This is a genomic window from Bradyrhizobium sp. 22, assembly GCF_000482425.1.
Lineage (GTDB): Bacteria > Pseudomonadota > Alphaproteobacteria > Rhizobiales > Xanthobacteraceae > Bradyrhizobium > Bradyrhizobium japonicum_B.
In genome coordinates, this window is sequence record NZ_KI519399.1 from 466,977 (window position 1) to 482,274 (window position 15,298).

The window sequence follows — 15,298 nt, forward strand, 5'->3', positions numbered from 1 at the left end:
CATGATGTCGTCCGAAAACCGCTTCACGCCTTTCGGCATCATGCTCGCAGAGTGCCGCCCGTCTTCTTCGTCACCTCGGCCACGATCTTGGCGGCGACGGCGTCGATCTCCTGATCGGTCAACGTCTTCTCGCGCGGCTGGAGCGTGACCGCGATCGCGATCGACTTCTTGCCGTCATCGATGCCCTTGCCCTCATAGACGTCGAAGACGTTGACGCCGGTGATCAGCTTCTTGTCGACGCCTTGCGCGGCGCGCACGATGTCGCCCGTCTTCACGGTGCGATCGACGATGAAGGCGAAGTCGCGTGATACCGGCTGGAACGCCGACAGCTCGATCAAGGGCTTGGCGCGGGTCGGCTTCTTCTTCCCCTCGGGAATGCGGTCGAGGATCACCTCGAACACGACAAGCGGGCCGTCGGCGCCGAGCGCCTCCAGTGCGCGGGGATGCACCTCGCCGAAATATCCAAGCACGTTCTGCGGGCCGATCTGGATCGTTCCGGAGCGGCCCGGATGCAGCCAGGACGGTCCACCCGCGACGATCTGCAGCGCCTGCATCGGCGCACCGGCCGCGGCCAGAACCGCCAGCGCGTCGGCCTTCGCGTCAAACACGTCGGCCTGCGCCGAGCCCGACCAGTGCCGGCCGAGACCTTCGGACGAGGCAAAGCCGCGGCGAACGCCGCTTGCGGCCATGAACTGGTCCTGCGGGCGATCGCCCCTGAAGATCTGGCCGACCTCGAACAGCGCGACATCGCTCATGCCGCGATTGGCGTTCGCCTGTGCCGCCGCGATCAGGCCCGCGAGCAGCGTCGGGCGCATGTCGGAGAGGTCCGACGCGATCGGGTTCGCGACTTCGAGCTCGCGCTGGCCGCCGCCGAACAATTGCGCCGCGGCCTTCGTGATGAACGACCAAGTCACCGCTTCGATGATGCCGCGGCTTGCCAGCGCCCGCCTGGCGCGGCGGGTGCGCAGCTGAAGCGGCGTCAGCACCGGCTTGCGGGCGTCCTCGCCGCGCTCGAACGGCGTCATCGGCACCTTGTCGACGCCGAAGATGCGGACGATATCCTCGACGATGTCGGCCTTGCCGTGGACATCCGAGCGCCACGATGGCACCGCGACCTTCACCACCGGGCCCGGGCCCGCCATCATGAAGCCGAGATGGGTCAGGATGCGCTTCATCTCGGCTTGGGGCACTTCAATGCCCGACAGGCGCTTGACCTCGGTGATCGGGAACTCGATCAGGCGATCGTCGCCAAAGGCCTTGCCGACCACGACATTCTCGGACGGCGTGCCGCCGCACATTTCCATCACCAGCTTGGTCGCGAGCTCCAGCCCGGGCACCATGAAGGCCGGATCGACGCCGCGCTCGAAGCGGTAGCGTGCGTCGGAATTGATGCCGAGCTTGCGGCCGGTCTGGGCGATGTTGATCTCGTTCCACAACGCCGATTCGATCAGCACGTCGGTGGTGGTCTCGTCGCAGCCCGAGGCCTCGCCGCCCATGATGCCGGCCAGCGATTCGACGCCGTGCTCGTCCGCGATCACGCAAATCGCGGGATCGAGATTGTAGGTGCGGCCGTCGAGCGCGAGCAGGCTCTCGCCGTCGCGGGCGCGGCGCACGACGAGATTGCCCTTCACCTTCTTGGCGTCGAACACGTGCAACGGCCGCGCGCGGTCGTATGTCATGAAGTTGGTGATGTCGACCAGCGCGTTGATCGGACGCAGCCCGATCGCGGTCAGCCGCTTCTGCAGCCATTCCGGCGACGGCCCGTTCTTGACGCCGCGCACGAGACGAAGCGCGAAGCCCGGGCATAGCGCGGGGTCCTCCACCGTGACCTTTACCGGGCACGGGAATTCGCCCCTGATCGGCTTGATGGTGTGATCGACGAACTTGCCCATGTCGGCGGCGGCGAGATCGCGCGCGATGCCGTGCACGCCGGTGCAATCCTGCCGGTTCGGCGTCAGATTGATCTCGATCACGGGATCGCCCAGCGCGGCCCATTCCGCGTATCCGGCACCGATCGGTGCATCCGCCGGCAATTCCATGATGCCGTCATGGTCGTTGGAGATCTGCAGCTCGGCCGCCGAGCACAGCATGCCGCGGCTCTCGACGCCGCGGATGGTGCCGATGCCGAGCGTGATGTCCTTGCCGGGAATGTAGGTGCCGGGCGGCGAGAACACGCTGACGAGGCCCGCACGCGCATTCGGCGCGCCGCATACCACCTGCACCGGCGCGCCACCGTCGCCGGTGTCGACCATGCAGACGCGCAGGCGATCCGCGTTCGGATGTTGCTCGGCCGAGATCACCTTCGCGATGGTGAAAGGCTTGAGCGCCTTCGCCTTGTCCTCGATGTTCTCGACCTCGAGCCCGATCATGGTGAGCTTGTCGGCGAGCTTTTCGAGCGGCTCGTCGGTGTCGAGATGATCCTTCAGCCAGGAGAGGGTGAATTTCACGAGCTCAGCCCTCCCGCCAGCGTCGGCACTTCGAGCGGCTTGAAGCCGTAATGGCTCAGCCAGCGGACGTCGCTGTCGAACAGCTGGCGCAGATCGGCGATGCCGTATTTCAGCATGGCGATGCGGTCGATGCCCATGCCCCAGGCGAAGCCCTGGTACTCGTCGGGATCGATGCCGCAGGCGCGCAGCACGTTCGGATGCACCATGCCGCAGCCGAGAATCTCGAGCCAGTCCTCGCCTTCGCCGAAGCGGATCTCGCCCTTGTCGCGGCGGCACTGGATGTCGACTTCCAGCGACGGCTCAGTGAATGGGAAGAACGAGGGACGGAAGCGCATGTTAATGTGATCGACCTCGAAGAACGCCTTGCAGAACTCGTGCAGGATCCATTTGAGATGGCCGAGATGCGAGCTCTTGTCGATGACGAGGCCTTCGACCTGGTGGAATTGCGGCGTGTGGGTCGCGTCCGAATCGATGCGGTAGGTGCGGCCCGGGCAGATCACGCGGATCGGCGGCTTCTGGCTCAGCATGGTGCGCACCTGCACCGGCGAGGTGTGGGTTCGCAGCAGCATGCGCGAGCCGTCCTCCTTCGGGTTGAAGAAGAACGTGTCGTGCATCTCGCGCGCGGGATGGCCTTCCGGGAAGTTCAGCTTGGTGAAATTGTAGTCGTCGGTCTCGATGTCGGGGCCTTCGGCGACCGAGAAGCCCATGTCGGCGAAGATCGTGGTCAGCTCGTCCCAGACCTGGCTCAGCGGATGGATGCGGCCGGCTTCAGCCGGCGCGTCGCGCAGCGGCAGCGTGACGTCGACGGTCTCGGACGCCAGTCGCGCATCGAGTGCCGCGGACTTCAGTACATCGCGTCGCGCGGCGAGCGCCTCGCCGACCTTGTCCTTGGCCTGGTTGATCGCCGCGCCTTGCGTCTTGCGCTCGTCGGGCGACATCTTGCCGAGCGTGGCGAGCAGCGCCGAGATCGAGCCCTTCTTGCCGAGGGCTGCGACGCGCACCGCTTCGAGCGCGGCTTCATCGCCGGCGGCGGCGATCTGGTCGAGGATGGACGTTTCGAGCGTTGCGAGGTCGGACACAGGCAAATCCTTGGCTCCAAATTCGGCTGGGTTGTCGCCGCCGGAAGGGCGTAACGTCAAGCAAAAAGCCGGTGTTTTCGGGCTCCCGCCCGGCTGGGTTGAACCTCGTGCGGGGGCGGGCCACCAAGGGAGGATACGAGGAGACCTTCGCGATGCCGTCGAAATGCTGTTGGGCCGTTCTGGCCGCTATTCTGTCCATCGCCGGTACCCCAGCGCGCGCCATGGTCTGCATGGACCAATCCATGACGCTGGACGAGGTCGCGGCCGCCATCAGCAGCCAGAAGAGCTGCGCAAGCGCGATGAAGGTCTTCAGGGATTGCCAGCTGACCGCGAGCGGCGATGTCGAGCTCGGCGTCGCCGTCGAGCAGAAGTGCGAGGCGGACTTCAAGCCCGGCCTCAGTGCCGCGCAGGCGCAGGCCTACAAGCGCGAGATGCACGCATGCGACGTCAAGTACCGGAACAAGTCCGGCACCATGTATCAGTCGTTTACGGCATTCTGCAGGGCGGAGGTCGCCCGGCGTTACTCGCAACGCGCGCTGCAGGCTGCGGGCCGGAAGGCCCGCTAGCGCAAGCCTTACGCCGCCAGCGCAGCCTTGGCCTTCTCGGCGATGGCCTGGAACGCGGCGGGCTCGTTGATCGCGAGATCCGACAGCACCTTGCGGTCCACGGTGATCCCGGACTTGGCCATGCCGTCGATAAATCGGCTGTAGGTCAGGCCGAACGGACGGACGGCAGCGTTGATGCGCTGGATCCAGAGCGCGCGGAACGTCCGCTTCTTACGCTTGCGGTCCCGGAAGGCGTATTGCATCGCCTTCTCGACCGCCGGCTTGGCGGCGCGGATGGTGTTCTTGCGGCGGCCGTAGAAGCCCTTGGCGGCCTTGTAGACTTTCTTGTGCTTGGCGTGGGCGGTCACACCGCGTTTGACGCGAGACATGACGAAATCCTTCAGAGATGACTTTGGTTATCGGATTGCCGCGCAAAGGCGCGGCACGTTCGGCAGTGATCGTGGACGCGATCAGGCGTTAGGCAAGAAGTACTTCTTGACGTTGTCGCCGTCGGTCTTGAACAGCACGCGGGTGCCGCGGAGCTGACGGATCTGCTTCTTCGTCCGCTTGATCATGCCGTGACGCTTGCCGCGCTGGGCGTGCATCACTTTGCCGGTGGCAGTCACCTTGAAGCGCTTTTTAGCGCCCGACTTGGTCTTCAGCTTGGGCATTTGGCTCTCCTAATGGCCACAGCGATCCGCCCGCGAAGGCGGCTGGCCGTCAAAAATGCTCGTTAGAGCGTTGATTTTGCTCAGGTTTTACGGACAAGCGCGAAACCCGCACGAACACCGCCACGGCAGCCCTTAATCAGCCGGGCGATGAAGGCTGGGCTTATGGCAGAGGACAAGCCAATTGGCAACGATGAACCGACGGAACCTGGCCGGCGACTATCCGATGTTGCCACCCCCATGTCCCAGCCGTGTCGCCCGGAGCAGGACCAAAATGGCTCGTTTTTCCCGATCTCTTTCGTTTTTGACCGATTTCGCCCGCCCGCGCCGTCTGGCGCTGTTCGCCGTGCTCGCCACGGCCGTGCTGCCCTCGACTGCCGACGCCCGCGTCGGCAGCTATGACGGCATCTGGAATGTCACTTTCGCCACCACCCGGGGCAATTGCAGCTCCGGCTACAGCGTGCCCTTCACCGTCACCGGCCGCCGGGTCTCGTCCGCCGGCGGGGGCCGGGTCTCCGGCACCGTCAACCGTGGCGGCGCGGTCGCGGTCCATGTCTCGGTCGGCGCGTCCCATGCCAGCGGCGGCGGCCGGCTCGCCGGCGTGAACGGCGCCGGCTCCTGGAAGGGCATCATTTCCGGCGACCCCTGCAGCGGTACCTGGCAGGCGACAAGGACCTGAAGGTTCGATCAATCGCCACAGCCGCGGTGCGCTCCCTCTCCCGCAAGCGGGCGAGGGTGTAGCAGCGCTCGTGGCCTGCACCTCGACCACAACAAAACGGCCCGCCGGAGATCCGGACGGGCCGTCAAACTTGCTATGGTCTCAACCAGTCGCGATCAGCGCGGCGCCAGCACCATGACGACCTGGCGGCCTTCGAAGCGCGCGTCCTGCTCGACCTTGGCGAGCTCGGCCACGTCGGTCTTGATCTTGTCCAGAAGCTTGGTGCCGATCTCCTGGTGCGCCATTTCGCGGCCGCGATAGCGCAGCGTGATCTTGACCTTGTCGCCTTCTTCGAAGAACCGCTGCATCGCGCGCATCTTCACGTCGTAATCGTGATCGTCGATCATCGGACGGAGCTTGATCTCCTTGATCTCGACGGTCTTCTGCCGCTTGCGGGCTTCGGCGGCCTTCTTCTGTGCCGAATACTTGTACTTCCCGTAGTCCATAATTTTGCAGACGGGAGGGCTGACATTCGGCGAGATCTCGACCAGGTCCATGCCGGCTTCCTGAGCCATGCGGATTGCCATAACTGTCTCGACGGTGCCTTTGTTGTCACCGGCCGCGTCGATCAGCTGGATCTGCGCATTGCGGATATCATCATTGATGCGCGGCCCGTCTTTGCTGGCAGCGGGCGGAGCTTTATTAGGACGGCGAATGGGTGGTTCTCCAAAGTTGTGAAAGAAGCGGCTATCTTGAAGGAAGATGCGGTTGCCGGCAAGCAAGTCGCTCGTGCGGGAAGCGAAAAACCCTCAAATGCGAGGCATTTTGGTCACGCCCGGGCACGCTGATCGACATAGACACCTTGCTTCTGTTCCGCAAGCGTCCCAAAGGGGCCAATGCCGCATCCCGATTGCGCCGCAGAAGGCGCCCCCGACAGCTCAAACCGCACAGTCAGAGTAAACGTTCCATGACCGATCCAATTCCCGATGCCGTGCTCGACTTCATCGACGTGGGCGAGGGTCCGTCCGCACGCAGGATCGCGGTGCGCCACCGTGCGGGCAACGGCCCTGGCCTGGTCTGGCTGGGCGGATTCAAGTCGGACATGCAGGGCGGCAAGGCCGTGGCGCTGGACGGCTGGGCCCGGGATCACGGCCGCGCCATGGTCCGGTTCGACTATTCCGGTCACGGGGAATCCGGCGGCGATTTCGCCGATGGAACCATCGGCCGCTGGCTCGAGGACAGCGTTGCGGTATTCGAACGCTTCTGCGACGGCCCGCAGGTTCTGATCGGCTCGTCCATGGGCGGCTGGATGGCGCTGCTGCTCGCGCGCGAGATCAAGAAGCGGCAAGACAAGCAAGAGAAGCAACGAGCCAAAGCCTCGCTCGCCGGGCTCGTGCTGATCGCGCCGGCACCCGATTTCACCGAAGAGCTGATGTGGAAGACTTTTTCGCCGGCGGTGAAGCAGGAGATCGAGACCAAGGGCGTCTGGATGAGGCCGTCGGACTATGGCGACGGCTCGCCCTATCCGATCACGCGGAACCTGATCGTGGAGGGCCGCAACCATCTCGTGCTCGGCAGCGCCATCGATCTCGGCTGCCCGGTCCGCATCCTGCAAGGTGCGAAAGATCCTGACGTGCCCTGGCAGCACGCCTTCGCGCTGACGCACCGTCTGCCGGCCGACGACGTCGTGCTGACCATGATCCAGGACGGCGACCACCGCCTCTCCCGCCCGCAGGACATCGCCCGCATTCTTGCGGCGGTGGCCGAGATCGGGTGAGAGTGTAACTCGCTGTCATTGCCCGCCTAGTGCGCTATGGCGCACAGGGGCGGGCAATCCAGTATTCCAGAGACGGCAGCGATAGAGCCGAAAGGCCGTGGCGTACTGGATGCCCCGCCTACGCGGGGCATGACGGAGAACGAGGGAGGGAGAAGCGCCAATGACAGACACCACCGCCATGCTGCGCGCGTTCTGCGCTGCCGTCGAGCAGCGCAACGGCCGCGCCTTCGCCGAGTTGTTCACCGAGGATGGCGTCTATCACGACGTCTTCTACGGCGCCTTCGCAGGCCGCGAGAAGATCGCCGCGATGATCGACGATTGGTTCTATCGCACCGCGACCGATTTCCGCTGGGACATGCATGACCCCGTCTCGGACGGCACCACACTCTATGCGCGCTACACTTTCAGCTATCGCTCGACGCGGCCGGAAGCGAACGGCGCCCGGGCGATGTTCGAGGGCGTTGCGATCATGACGCTGAAGGATGGCAAGATCGCTGGCTATCGCGAGGTCGCCAACACCGCGCCGGCGTTCGTCGATCTGAACTTCGCGCCGGAACGCATCGCCAAGATCGTCGCCAAGCAGGGCGCCGAACTCAAGGCGCGGCCGGAGATGCAGCGGCATTTGGGGTAGGCGCGTCTCCCTCCACATCGTCATTCCGGGGCGCGCCACTTGGCGCGAGCCCGGAATCCATACTCCCGATCGTGGTTATGGATTCCGGGCTCACGCTTCGCGTGCCCCGGAATAACAGTGGGGAAAGTCCCTACCGCTTCGACGGATTTGCCATCGGCTTGCGCTGCGCCAGCGCGGCGACTGTCGCGGTGCCGATCGGGCCCTGCTCGTCATAGAGCCAGCATTCGCCGATCGCGACGCCATCGGTGGCGTGGTGGTTCACCACCTCGAAGCCGATCCACTTCGTCACCGGAAGTCGGTGCAAATAGATCGTGACGTCGCTGTTGATGTAGCCGAGGCCGTTGTCGCCGGCATTGGCGAACGGGCTGGCGAAATCGGCGCCAACGGCGACATGGACGAACGGCGTCAATTGCACGCCGGCAACGAGCTCGCGCACCTCGCTCATCCAGAGCCGGCGCGGCCCGAGCGAGCCCATGTGCCCGACGATCGGGCGCGTCGTCCATTTGCCGTTCATGCCGAGCCTCGGATCGGTCGGCTTCGGAATCTCGTCCGGCTTCGGCACCTCCCAGTTCGGCGGCGACCAGACGTTGCCTTCGGGATTTTGTGTCTTGCGCAGCAGCTGGCAGGAGGCGCGCGCCATGCTGACGCCGCCGGAGACGAATTCCGCTTCCACCACGCGGATGCGCAGCCCGTCGCGCACGAGGCGCGTCGTCACGTCGATCGGCTTGTCGATGGTCGGCAGCCGAAACATGTCGACGGTGAGCCGCGCCGGCACGAAGTCGGGGCCGGAATGGCGCTCCTCGATGGCAAAGCCGAGCAGGCCGACGATGACGCGACCGTGCAGCGATTTCGGATCCCAGGGACCATTGGCCACTTCCGTCGGATGGAATGTATCGCCGTCGCGGGTGAAGAAAGGCATGTTTGTCATGCGCGCGAGATTGCGGGATTGGGGAGGGAAATCAAGTGTGAGCGTCCTCGGAGCGAGGTTAGGAGTGCAAAGCTCTCGCCTAAACAACAGGTGTCATCGCCCGCGAAGGCGGGCGATCCAGTATTCCAGACGCGGTTGTGATTGAGCCGATAGGTCACGGCGTACTGGATGCCCCGCCTTCGCGGGGCATGACGGCGGTGGGTTCGGAGGCGGCATGCCACTCCTGACTGACACCTTCGTCGCATTCTGCGCTCATCGCCACAGACTTCATCGCCTCAAACTCTCCGCGCTCCACCAGCTGCCCCAATGCCCAAACCGCAGCCCCGCGCACCAGCGGGCTTGCGTCATCGAGCAAGCGCCGCGCTTCTTCCGCCAGCGCCGCCTCGCCCGAGTTGCCGATCGCGATCAGCACGTTGCGCAAGAAGCGATCGCGGCCGATGCGCTTGACCGGTGACTTCGTGAACAGCGCGCGAAAGGCGGCATCGTCCAGGCGTGCCAGTTCAGAAAGCGATGGCGCGCGCAAGTCGTCGCGCGCGGCGAGCTTGGCTTCGCGTCCCTCCTGCGCGAACTTGTTCCAGGGGCAGGCGGCGAGACAATCGTCGCAGCCGTAGATGCGGTTGCCGATGGCCTTGCGGAATTCGCGCGGGATCGGTCCCTTGTTCTCGATCGTGAGATAGGAGATGCAGCGCCGCGCATCGAGCTTGTACGGCGCTGGGAAGGCCGCGGTCGGGCAGATCTCGAGGCAGGCCCGGCACGAGCCGCAATGATCGATTTCGGCGACGTCGCGCGGCAGCTCCAGCGTGGTGTAGATCGCGCCGAGGAACAGCCAGGAGCCGAATTCGCGTGAGACCAGATTGGTGTGCTTGCCTTGCCAGCCGAGACCCGCAGTCTGCGCCAACGGCTTCTCCATCACCGCCGCGGTGTCGACGAACACCTTCACGTCCGACGGCGCGGTCGCGACCAGCCAGCGCGCCAGCGCCTTCAGCCGCTTCTTGATGACGTCATGATAATCGTCGCCCTGCGCATAGACCGAGATCGCCGCGCGCGTGCGCTGCTTCAGGATCGCGAGCGGATCGGAGTCGGGACCATAATTGACGCCGAGCATGATCACGCTGCGCACGTCGCGCCACAGCCCGCGCGGATCGACGCGGCGCTCCGGCTGCGCGGCCAGCCAGTCCATGTCGCCATGGCCGCCCGATGCGATGAATTCGAGGAAGTGTTTGCCGGCGCTCTCGATCGTGCCCGGCGCGGTGATGCCGATACAGTCGAAGCCGAGCGCGAGGGCTTCGCGCTTGAGCGCCGTCTTCAGTTCAGTCGGATCGGAGCTCAGAAATCCAGGTCCACGTAGGTCCGCGATGCCGGCACGCCGGCCAGCCATTCGCTCAGCAGCGGACGGAACGACGGGCGGGATTTCACCCGCGCGTACCACGCCTTTGCTGCGTCGTCCTCGCTCCATGGCACGTCGCCCAGATAGTCGATCGCCGAGAGATGCGCCGCGGCGGCGAGGTCCGCGTAAGTGAGCCGGTCGCCGGCGAGGAAATTACGCGTCTGCGCCAGCCAGCCGATATAGGCCAGATGATAGCGCACATTGGCCTTGGCCGCGCGCATCACGTCGGCCGAAGGCGCGCCGCCGCCGTTCTCCTCGCTCATGAAGCGCTTGTAGATGCGCTCGGTGACGAGGGGATGGGAGACCTCCTCGAAGAATTTTTCGTTGAACCAGGCCATCAGCCGGCGCACCTCGACGCGCTCGGCAAGCGTCTCCGGCATCAGGCGCTTCACGCCCATCTCGCCGCCGTAGGCCTCGTCGACATATTCGGCGATGATCGCCGCGCCCGGCACGGGCGGCTGCTCGTCGTCCACCAAGACGGGCGTCGTGCCGGCGGCGTTGAGCAGCAAAAATGCCTCGCGCCGTTCCCAGCTGCGTTCTTCGACCAGCTTGAGGTCGAGCCCGTATTCGCCCGCGATCAGGCGGATGAAGCGCGAATGCGGACAGAACGGATGATGAAACAGCGTAAACATGAAGCCTTTGACTATTTGATGGTGCTTAAGAATCCATCAATGTTTGTGCGGCGCCACACTAGTCCTTCATAACCGCGAGGCAAGGGCGTGATTTCGCATTTTGCGATTGCGGCATGGGGGCGAATAGGCGAGAAGAGCCCCGCTTTTCAAGCCGAAATGGACCGTAAATATGTCAGACGCAATACGGGCAGTGATCCTCGGCATCATCGAGGGTGTGACCGAGTTCCTTCCCGTATCCTCGACCGGCCATTTGCTGCTCGCTGAGCGCTTCTTCCATCTCGGCGAAGGCGCGTTCTGGGATTCGTTCACGGTTCTGATCCAGCTCGGCGCGATCCTCGCCATCGTCGGGCTCTACTTCAGGAAGCTCTGGGACGTCGTGATCGGCATGTTCACGGGCGATGCCGATGCGCGCCGCTTCGTGATCGGCGTGCTGGTGGCGTTCCTGCCGGCCGTGATCGTCGGCCTCGTCGCCGGCAAGTACATCAAGGCCTTGCTGTTCAATCCCTGGGTCATCTGCTTCACGCTGATCGTCGGCGGCGCCATCCTGCTCTGGATCGACAAGCTCGAGCTGAAGCCGCGCGAGCACGACGCCACCAGATTTCCGCTTCTGATGTATCTCTATATCGGCATCGCGCAGTGCGTGGCGATGATCCCGGGCGTATCTCGCTCCGGCGCCAGCATCGTCGCTGCGATGCTGCTCGGGGCCGACAAGCGCGCGGCGGCGGAGTTCTCGTTCTTCCTCGCCATCCCCACCATGATCGGGGCCTTCGCCTACGACTTCTACAAGAGCCGCGCCGAGATGACGACGGACCATATGGGCATCGTCGCGATCGGCTTCGTGGTGTCCTTCATCACCGCCATCATCGTGGTGAAGACGTTCCTGACCTACGTCACCCGCCACGGCTTCGTGGTGTTCGCCTGGTGGCGTGTCATCGTCGGCACGCTCGGCCTGATCGCGCTGGCGCTCGGGCAGTAGGTTCGACGGTCCGTAGCCCGGATGGAGCGCAAGCGTAATCCGGGGCCGCTAGCGCCGGCGGCACGATTCCCGGATTGCGCTCCGCTCCATCCGGGCTACGTGGTCGAGACGACGGCGTCGTCGATGGCAGCGGCAAACGGCATCTCGTGATTCTCACGCGCTCTTGCGCTGGAACTGGCCGGCCGCGCGGAAGCGCCAGAGATATTGCGGGGCGATCGCTTCCAGCGAATCGGCGGCGATGCCGAGCCCTTCCAGCGTCAGGCCGGCGGCCTTTGCCGCCTCCGACACGACGTTGTCGCGCTCGAGCAGCGTGACCTGGTCCGGGGTCAGCTTGAACGCGCCCGGCGCGAATTGCAGGAAGGCGGCTTTGAAGCGGGCGAGGCCGAACGGCAGCGGCACCAGCATCCGCTCGCGGTCGGTGATCTCGAGGATGGTCTCGATGATCTCGCGCATGGTCAGCACCTCGGGCCCGCCGAGCTCGTACGTCGCGCCCGCCTTGGCCTTGCCGTCGACGGCGTCCGCGATCGCGGTGGCGACGTCGCCGACATAGACCGGCTGCATCCGGGTACTCCCGCCGATCAGCGGCAGCACGGGCGACATCCGGGCCAGCGCGGCGAAGCGGTTGGTGAACTGGTCCTCGGGGCCGAACATCACCGAGGGGCGGAAGATCGTCGCCGAGGGCACCGCGGCCAGGACCGCCGCCTCGCCGGCCGCCTTGGCCCTGGCATAGTGCGAGGGCGATTCGGCATCGGCTCCAATGGCGGAGACATGCACCAGGGAGCTGCCTGCCGCGGCCGCCGCCTTGGCGATCGTTTCGGCGCCCCTGGCCTGCACGGCGTCGAAGGTCTGCTCGCCGCCCTCGGCGAGGATGCCGACCAGATTGATCACGACGTGCGAATCGCGCAGCGCCGCCTCGACCGAGGCCGGATAGCGCAGATTCGCCTGCACGGTGTGGACCTGCCCGACCCGGCCGGAGGGCTGAAGGTATCCGGCCAGTTCCGGCCGCCGCACCGCGACCCGGACCCGGTAATCGCGCTTGCACAGGGCACGGACGACATTCCGGCCCAAAAATCCCGAACCGCCGAAAACCGTGACCAGCGTGTCCAGATTCGATGCCATGGGAGCCATTCCTGCGGAAAAGAGTGCGTCTTGTCAGGCTTGTATCGGGCCGGTTTGCGATGCGCAATCGGCATCCCGAACCGCTCTTCAAGCATGAATTGACAACGGCGTCACCGAACCGTAGTAACCGCCTCCGTGCCCCAAACGGCATGCCCAGGTGGTGGAATTGGTAGACGCGCTGGCTTCAGGTGCCAGTGGCTTAACGGCCGTGAAGGTTCGAGTCCTTTCCTGGGCACCACATCCTGTTCAAGCGCTTGAAATCGCTCATTTGCATGGGATTTGAGCCGCTGACCGGTGCCAAAACCGGGACGCAGCGCTCATGTGTACCGAATCGCCTCCATCGCTCGTCGGCCCGACCCAGATCGCAGGCGAGCTGGGGGCGGCTGGCTTGGTCGATCGCTCGGCAAGCGCTACGCGCCGACAGCCGTTGCCCGGTCATCCATGAACGACGTCCACCGCGCTCGCGGCCGAAGCCCTCGTCGCGATGGGGCAAAAGGCCGGCAAAGCCGATGACGACCAGCGGCTAAGAGGTCTCAGTGCTCGCTCACCGCAGCGCCGAGCTTGATCAGGCTCAGCGCGTGGTTCGCGGTCTCGCGCAGGCGGCAGTAGCTCGCGCCGCCCTTGTACATGCCGGGATCGACTTTATCGAAGGCCGCGCAGAAGCGATCACGCGAGGCGGCGAAAGTTTTCTGAGATTCCTCGGCGGCCTTGATCACGTCGGTGAACCCGCCGGCCTTCACCTTCTTGAGCGCCTCACTGGTTTTCTGCGTCCAAACCGCGAGTTCGCGCGCCGCGCAGGCTTTCCATTTGGCGACGTCGTCATTTGCGCCATCTGCCGCCTTGATGCAGGGGTCGGCGACGAGCCCGACGCATGCGCCGCCAAACCCGCCGGTTTTCTCCACCTTCTTCAGGCAGGCATCGATCACTGCAAGGTCGGCCGGCGCGGTGCCTTGGGCGGTGTCTTGGGCGAAAGCCATCGATGCCAGCGGGAGGCTTGCGGCGAGGATCGCGGCGGCAAGTTTGAATTTCACTGGAGATCTCCGTTCGGCGCACCGATGCAACCTTGGTCACCGGAGGCCCGGCGTGGGTTCACCCATGTAGAGCAGGAGCCGCCCCTCACACCACCTGCTTCCCCGTCCGCTCCGCCACCGCTTTCTGCACGAAAATATCTGGAAGCCATCTGGGCGGCTCCGCAACGACGACCGTGCATTTGACACGCCGGCAGACGCCCCGAGTGTCGCCATGATCCGCTCGATGTCGGCTGGGCGCGGAATACGGAGAGCCACGAGGAGCAGGAAGCGCGCTGGGCTGCTAGTCCGCGACGCAGCTACTCCGACGGCTTGACGCCGAGATCGCTCAGGATGCGGAGCATCACTTCGCTGTCGCGCTTTAAGATCCGATTCGTCATTTCGAAGTCGGCCGGCGATGACAGGATGAAGTTGTTCAGCATCTGCTGAACTTTCGGGTCGGTTCCGGCCTGGATTAGCAGCGGCGAGAGCCGATCGACGATATCCCGCGGCGTGCCGGACGGCACCGCAAACGTGGTGAAAGGGCGCAGACTGTAGAAGTCGCCGACGGCGCCTTGCTCGGTCATGGTCGGCGTGTTCGGATGGGGCGGCAGGCGGGTGCCGACCACGCCGATCAGGTTGCCGGTGCCGGCCTGGATGACGGGCGCGGCTGCGGCATAGCTTCCGGCGGCGCCATCAAGCGTCTGTCCGGCGACGTCATTCCACATCGGCGCCTCGCCGCGATACTGGATGACCTGAACCTTGATGCCGTATTGCTTGGCGATCGTCTCGATCAGGACGTGCGGCGTCGAGCCCACGCCGTAGGATCCCCAGTTCACGCTGCCGACCTTTTTGCAGTATTCGATGAACTCGCGCAGGTTGGTCGCGCCGGTCTTCTTCGCCGCCACGACCGGACCGCCAGCGCCGATGACCATCGTAAGATAGGTAAAATCCTTTTCGGGATCGTAGGGCAGGTCTCTTACCGTGACGCGGTTCTGGATCAGCGACGACGAGATCGTGCACAGAATGGTGGTGCCGTCCGGATCGGCGCGTTTCGCTTCTGTCACGCCGATGACGCCGCCGGCGCCGCCCTTGTTTTCGACGATGACCGGCTTGCCCACCTGCCGCGCCAGGAAGTCGCCGAACGCGCGTGCGATGCCGTCGGTCTGGCCGCCCGGTGGATAGGGCACGATGATCCTGATCGATTTGGACGGCCACGCGGATTGCGCCTCGGTCCTTACAGCCGGCGCGCACAACGCGACGGCAGAACTCATCACGAATGTTCGTCGTGTCAGCTTTCCCATTTCCTGCCCTTGGTCGTGTTGTTTCTTGTCGAGTCGCGAGGACCGATCGGATGAAACTAGCGAAGAACGTGGCTACGTGACGTGCGGCACTGTGTCCGCCACAAAGCAGGTGACTTCCACCGCGCGGAAAACGAATTCGG

The 15,298-nt window shown here is 64.8% G+C and carries 16 protein-coding genes and 1 tRNA gene; 6 read left to right on the forward strand and 11 right to left on the reverse strand.

All coding sequences use genetic code 11. The annotated features are described in order from the left end of the window. Positions 1–38 precede the first annotated feature (38 nt). Together pheT and pheS are read right to left on the reverse strand one after the other, a co-directional pair. Positions 39–2,447, reverse strand: a complete 2,409-nt coding sequence (gene pheT / locus K410_RS0103545; RefSeq protein WP_028133564.1) for a phenylalanine--tRNA ligase subunit beta — start codon at positions 2,445–2,447, stop codon at positions 39–41. After that, the gene (gene pheS, locus K410_RS0103550; protein WP_028133565.1) at positions 2,444–3,526 is read right to left on the reverse strand and encodes a phenylalanine--tRNA ligase subunit alpha; all 1,083 of its coding nucleotides are present in this window, start codon (positions 3,524–3,526) and stop codon (positions 2,444–2,446) included. The genes pheT and pheS overlap by 4 nt, the downstream gene beginning before the upstream one ends. 242 nt (positions 3,527–3,768) lie before the next feature. Here pheS and K410_RS0103555 point away from each other — a divergent pair, with 242 nt between their 5' ends. Beyond that, positions 3,769–4,092, forward strand: coding sequence for a hypothetical protein (locus K410_RS0103555; protein WP_245269319.1), 324 nt, complete (start codon positions 3,769–3,771; stop codon positions 4,090–4,092). A gap of 8 nt (positions 4,093–4,100) precedes the next feature. Here the strand turns inward: K410_RS0103555 and rplT are convergent, their stop codons facing one another. Further along, positions 4,101–4,460 (reverse strand): 50S ribosomal protein L20, encoded by a 360-nt coding sequence (gene rplT / locus K410_RS0103560; RefSeq protein ID WP_028133567.1) that lies wholly within the window; start codon positions 4,458–4,460, stop codon positions 4,101–4,103. Positions 4,461–4,541: 81 nt separating this feature from the next. Then, entirely contained in the window at positions 4,542–4,742 is a 201-nt protein-coding gene (gene rpmI, locus K410_RS0103565; protein ID WP_008539890.1) for a 50S ribosomal protein L35, read from the reverse strand. A gap of 271 nt (positions 4,743–5,013) precedes the next feature. Between rpmI and K410_RS0103570 the strand changes: the two genes are divergently transcribed. Continuing rightward, on the forward strand, positions 5,014–5,418 hold the full coding sequence (locus K410_RS0103570) for a hypothetical protein (protein WP_028133568.1): 405 nt from the start codon (positions 5,014–5,016) through the stop codon (positions 5,416–5,418). Between the two features lie 155 nt (positions 5,419–5,573). On the opposite strand, the gene infC is transcribed toward K410_RS0103570, so the two are convergent. Continuing rightward, complete coding sequence (gene infC, locus K410_RS0103575) at positions 5,574–6,113, reverse strand: translation initiation factor IF-3 (RefSeq protein WP_080672213.1); 540 nt, start codon at positions 6,111–6,113, stop codon at positions 5,574–5,576. 251 nt (positions 6,114–6,364) lie between these two features. Here infC and K410_RS0103580 point away from each other — a divergent pair, with 251 nt between their 5' ends. Together K410_RS0103580 and K410_RS0103585 are read left to right on the forward strand one after the other, a co-directional pair. Then, positions 6,365–7,174: an alpha/beta hydrolase gene (locus K410_RS0103580; protein ID WP_028133570.1), complete on the forward strand. Its 810-nt coding sequence runs from the start codon at positions 6,365–6,367 to the stop codon at positions 7,172–7,174. A gap of 160 nt (positions 7,175–7,334) precedes the next feature. Further along, positions 7,335–7,805, forward strand: coding sequence for a nuclear transport factor 2 family protein (locus tag K410_RS0103585; RefSeq protein ID WP_028133571.1), 471 nt, complete (start codon positions 7,335–7,337; stop codon positions 7,803–7,805). 130 nt (positions 7,806–7,935) lie between these two features. Here K410_RS0103585 and K410_RS0103590 read toward each other — a convergent pair whose 3' ends face one another. The 3 genes from K410_RS0103590 to K410_RS0103600 form a co-directional block, all read right to left on the reverse strand. After that, positions 7,936–8,733 (reverse strand): acyl-CoA thioesterase domain-containing protein, encoded by a 798-nt coding sequence (locus tag K410_RS0103590; protein ID WP_028133572.1) that lies wholly within the window; start codon positions 8,731–8,733, stop codon positions 7,936–7,938. Between the two features lie 154 nt (positions 8,734–8,887). Next, positions 8,888–10,111, reverse strand: coding sequence for a tRNA epoxyqueuosine(34) reductase QueG (queG, locus tag K410_RS36455; RefSeq protein WP_049819922.1), 1,224 nt, complete (start codon positions 10,109–10,111; stop codon positions 8,888–8,890). Then, positions 10,060–10,752: a glutathione S-transferase family protein gene (locus K410_RS0103600; RefSeq protein ID WP_028133573.1), complete on the reverse strand. Its 693-nt coding sequence runs from the start codon at positions 10,750–10,752 to the stop codon at positions 10,060–10,062. The genes queG and K410_RS0103600 overlap by 52 nt, the downstream gene beginning before the upstream one ends. Positions 10,753–10,921: 169 nt before the next feature. On the opposite strand from K410_RS0103600, the gene K410_RS0103605 reads away from it, so the two are divergent. Next, positions 10,922–11,728 carry an undecaprenyl-diphosphate phosphatase gene (locus tag K410_RS0103605; protein WP_028133574.1) on the forward strand — a complete coding sequence of 269 codons (807 nt, stop codon included), beginning with the start codon at positions 10,922–10,924 and terminating at the stop codon, positions 11,726–11,728. 153 nt (positions 11,729–11,881) lie between these two features. Here the strand turns inward: K410_RS0103605 and K410_RS0103610 are convergent, their stop codons facing one another. After that, entirely contained in the window at positions 11,882–12,847 is a 966-nt protein-coding gene (locus tag K410_RS0103610) for a complex I NDUFA9 subunit family protein (protein WP_028133575.1), read from the reverse strand. A gap of 151 nt (positions 12,848–12,998) precedes the next feature. On the opposite strand from K410_RS0103610, the gene K410_RS0103615 reads away from it, so the two are divergent. Beyond that, positions 12,999–13,085, forward strand: a tRNA-Leu gene (locus K410_RS0103615). 295 nt (positions 13,086–13,380) lie between these two features. Here K410_RS0103615 and K410_RS0103620 read toward each other — a convergent pair. Together K410_RS0103620 and K410_RS0103625 are read right to left on the reverse strand one after the other, a co-directional pair. After that, positions 13,381–13,773, reverse strand: a complete 393-nt coding sequence (locus K410_RS0103620) for a lysozyme inhibitor LprI family protein (protein ID WP_245269320.1) — start codon at positions 13,771–13,773, stop codon at positions 13,381–13,383. Between the two features lie 401 nt (positions 13,774–14,174). Next, positions 14,175–15,128 (reverse strand): Bug family tripartite tricarboxylate transporter substrate binding protein, encoded by a 954-nt coding sequence (locus tag K410_RS0103625; protein ID WP_049819923.1) that lies wholly within the window; start codon positions 15,126–15,128, stop codon positions 14,175–14,177. Between the last annotated feature and the right edge of the window lie 170 nt (positions 15,129–15,298).